We start from the raw sequence: 4,075 nt of genomic DNA on the forward strand, positions 1-4,075 counted from the left end.
CTGTTTTTGCAATTTGGATATCAATCTGAGAATCGCCAACTATCAGAGTTTGTCCTGGAACTGTTCCTAATTTCAGTAGAACCTGCTCCAGTAGCATTGGATCGGATTTGCTCAAATTCTCTCGAACACCGATCGCAATCTGAAAATAACGGCTTAACTCGTAAGTAACGACAAAATCATCTACGTTGCTTTGGCTATCAGAAGACAAAATTCCGAGCCTGATTCCCGCATGAGTGAGCTTTTGTAGGAGTGGTACTGCACCCGGCAAGAGTGGAGTTTGCTTTGCTTTTGGCTGACTCGATCGATCCGCAGCTTGAAACGCTTCTTGAACCAGGGCAAGTGACTGTGTCCAGCCTCGTCCCGTTGCAGCACTATAGGCGGCAGCAGCGATTGCGTTCTCTTGCCTGCTTCCAACTGCCATCAGCCCTGCCGGATTCAGGCAATAACCTTGGGGGGAGGCTTGAGCATTACCTTTCTGAATACCAAACGCATCCAGCAGCAAAGCTTCAATTCCTGGAACGCGAGCATCAATCAGGCGCGATCGACAGCAGGCAAGCTTACAAAGGAACGCTTCCACATTTGCCAGAGTGCCGTCCTTATCAAAAATTACCGCTTCAACGTTAGTGAAGGTGACTTTCCCACCCTGAATTGTTGCCACCTCGCTTCCCTCCCAATATCACCTCAAAAAAAATTAGGGAGAGAAACCCCTCCCCAACTTAACCGATGAGATATATAAGACAAGACGTTCAGCAATCGATCGCCTAGTCCTCAGTTGCAGCCGGCAGCTCTTCCTCAAGCACAACGTCTTCTACCGCTTCTACCGCAGCAGCCTGAGGCTGAGATTGCTGCAACATACGTTCCCGATACTTTGCAGCCATTTCCTCTGCTTTCTCGTACACCACATCTGGATTCTTCACCATATCGCCCGGTTCGGGTTCAAGCTGCTTAGTCGAGAGCGAAATGCGACCCCGCTCTGCATCCAGATCGATGATCATGACCTTGACCTCATCATTCACGTTAAAAACGCTATGAGGCGTATCAATATGGTCATGGGAGATCTCAGAGATGTGCAGCAGACCACTGACACCGCCGATATCAATAAATGCACCGTAGGGCTTTAAGCCACGCACCGTTCCGATCACAACTTCGCCCACTTCTAAGCGGTTCATCTTTCGCTCAACTAGCGCACGACGATGGCTCAGAACCAGACGGTTTCGGTCCTCATCCACTTCCAGAAACTTAAGAGGAAGTTCTTCGCCTACGAGTTCTTCCTTTGGTTTGCGGGTGCTGATGTGAGAACCAGGGATAAATCCACGTAATCCTTCAATGCGAACCAGTGCGCCTCCTCGGTTTGTAGCGAAGACGGCAGAGCGCACCGTAGCATCTTCAGCCTGAAGCTGACGCACCCGCTCCCATGCCCGCATATATTCTATGCGCCGAATCGACAGGGTAAGCTGTCCATCCTCATTCTCATCAGTCAGAATGAAAAATTCGCGGGTTTCGTTGGATTGCAGCACCTCTTCCGGGTTTTCAATCCGGTTGATCGACATTTCCTGGATTGGAATGTAAGCTGCTGTCTTAGCACCAATGTCAATCAGAGCCCCCCTCGGCTCAATGCTAAAAACGGTTCCAGCAACAATGTCGCCGGGGTTGAAGTGATAGTCGTATTGATCGAGGAGAGCCGCAAAATCCTCGTGAGTAAAGCCAATTTCCGTTACTTCCTGATTGACCATGCGATGTATTTCCTGGTGTTTGTCTCCGTAATAGTAGTGGTCTGTTGACGATTCCCCATTTTAGAACCAAAAGTTTAGAACCCAAAGCTCTGGAACCACAGGAACAGCAACCTGCTGAGCAGAACCGACACGCAAAAAGTTTGGAAGATGCTATCTTCCGTGCTAGACCCTAGACAGATAATCATAGCTCATTTTGGGCAGGATCATACCCTCCCTTCACTGACTTGCCTAAAATGGTGAAGTGGGAGAGAAAAGCGTTAAAGGAAGGCTCTTTAAAGACCCTCCTTCAGGCGAGATCACCGAGGCACAGAGTTGAGGGCTGGAGAAGTCGGTTCTTGAGGTTGATTCATTGAATTAGACTCTGCAAAATTATCGCTTTCCAGACTCAGGCTGCCTTCCCGCTTGCTTTTTAACGATCCGGTCTGAAGCTGATTTAGGGTTTCAATAAAATCATGAATGCCCTGAAACTGCCGATACACCGAGGCAAATCGAATATAGGCAACCTCATTTAGTTGCTGCAAATGCTTAAGCACCAGTTCTCCAATTTCATTGCTGGTGACTTCACGAATCGATCGCTGCTGAAGCTCCATCTCAATTTCATCGACCAGATTCTCCAGGTGAGCCGGAGATAAACCTGTTTTCTCACTAGCTCGCATGACGCCTTTTAAAACTTTCGATCGATCGAAGGATTCCCGTTCCCCGTTGCGCTTAATGACAACGATCGGAACAAACTCAATTCGCTCATAGGTTGTGAAGCGGCGATTGCAGCTTAAACATTCTCGGCGGCGGCGAACGCTATGCCCAGATTCTGCTGAACGCGACTCCAAAACCCGGTTGTCTGGAAACTGGCAAAATGGACATCGCATGGCAAACGTCCTCCGCAATGTTAGGCAGATTTAACAACAAAAGTATTCCTAATTCATTAGGAAGTGATGCTACATACAGCCATCATACTGCATTTATAAAAACGATAAAACCTGAGCGAGTTAACTCGATTTAAGGGCTTCAGACCCGATCAAGCGTACTGCTCAGGAATATCGAATTGCTATTTAAAGCGTAGATTGCTGCTCGCGAAAAATCACAGCGATCGAAATTAGTCTTTGGTGATGCGCGGTGGCTCACGAAATGCGATCGCGAAGAACAGAACAAAGATTGCCAACGCCAGAATCAGAATGTATGCAACGCTTTCCATTGTGGAATTCCTCCTATTCAGTGATTGATTTAGCCGTCCGATTCGACCGTACTGTATCGAGGAAAGCTAGAGGCGACAAGGATGAATCAATACCAAACCTGCCGCGCTCCAGCTACTTAGACTTCGACTAGATGGGTGTGGTGCGACGGGACGATTTGTCGCCCAGCTTTTGGTAAAAGCCCCACTCGACTTGCTCTTCTGCTAGATCCGGGTCAATACCTGCAAATACGTCGCGGAATAGTGTCCGAGAGCCGTGCCAAATGTGTCCAAAGAAGAACAGCAGCGCGAACACGGCGTGCCCATAGGTAAACCAACCGCGAGGACTGGTGCGGAACACACCGTCTGAGTTCAGGGTCTCCTGGTCAAACTTGAACCCTTCGCCGAGCTGTGCTTTACGAGCAAATCGCTTCACCACTGCCGGATCAGAGAAAGTTTGTCCATTCAGTTCACCGCCGTAGAAGCTAGCGGTTACGCCAACTTGCTCAAAGCTGTACTTAGACTCTGCACGACGGAAGGGGATGTCTGCCCGGACAACGCCATCTTTATCTGTCAGGATAACCGGGAAAGTTTCAAAGAAGTTAGGCATCCGGCGAACGCTCAGCTCACGACCTTCGCCATCTCTAAAGACAGCGTGACCGAGCCAGCCTTCAGCGATTCCATCACCCTTGTCCATCGGACCAGTACGGAACAAACCACCTTTCGCGGGGTTGTTGCCAATGTAGTCGTAGAACGCGAGCTTCTCAGGAATGTCAGACCAGGCTTCTTCGGGGCTTGCGCCATCAGCAACGTTTGCCTGAACGCGGCGATCGATTTCTTGCTGGAAGTAGGCACTATCCCACTGATAGCGAGTCGGTCCATAGAGTTCGATCGGGGTTGCTGCGCTGCCGTACCACATCGTTCCTGCGACCACGAAGGCTGCAAAGAAGACGGCTGCGATACTGCTAGACAGTACGGTTTCAATATTCCCCATCCGCAGCGCTCTAAATAACCGCTCCGGTGGTCTGACGGTCAGGTGGAATAAACCCGCAATCACACCGACAACACCTGCGGCAATGTGGTGAGCGACAATGCCGCCTGGATTGAAGGGGTTAAATCCTTCAGGTCCCCACGCTGGTGCTACGGGTTCAATGTGACCGGTGATTCCATAGGG

Annotated in this window: 5 protein-coding genes; all 5 read right to left on the reverse strand. The window is 49.8% G+C overall.

The genetic code is table 11. From position 1 onward, the window contains the following. A partial coding sequence (locus tag H6F80_RS14580) for an HAD family hydrolase (protein ID WP_190792257.1) occupies window positions 1–658 on the reverse strand: 658 nt, incomplete at its 3' end. 103 nt (window positions 659–761) lie between these two features. After that, window positions 762–1,733 (reverse strand): 30S ribosomal protein S1, encoded by a 972-nt coding sequence (locus H6F80_RS14585; protein ID WP_190792258.1) that lies wholly within the window; start codon window positions 1,731–1,733, stop codon window positions 762–764. Between the two features lie 296 nt (window positions 1,734–2,029). Continuing rightward, on the reverse strand, window positions 2,030–2,599 hold the full coding sequence (gene nrdR, locus H6F80_RS14590; RefSeq protein ID WP_190792259.1) for a transcriptional regulator NrdR: 570 nt from the start codon (window positions 2,597–2,599) through the stop codon (window positions 2,030–2,032). Window positions 2,600–2,826: 227 nt separating this feature from the next. Then, window positions 2,827–2,925 (reverse strand): photosystem II reaction center protein T, encoded by a 99-nt coding sequence (locus H6F80_RS14595; protein ID WP_190792260.1) that lies wholly within the window; start codon window positions 2,923–2,925, stop codon window positions 2,827–2,829. A 127-nt stretch (window positions 2,926–3,052) separates the two neighbouring features. Further along, the coding region (gene psbB, locus H6F80_RS14600; RefSeq protein WP_190792261.1) for a photosystem II chlorophyll-binding protein CP47 at window positions 3,053–4,075 on the reverse strand (1,023 nt) is incomplete at its 5' end.

Origin of the sequence: Leptolyngbya sp. FACHB-711 (assembly GCF_014695615.1) — a bacterium.
Classification (GTDB): domain Bacteria; phylum Cyanobacteriota; class Cyanobacteriia; order Elainellales; family Elainellaceae; genus Leptolyngbya_A.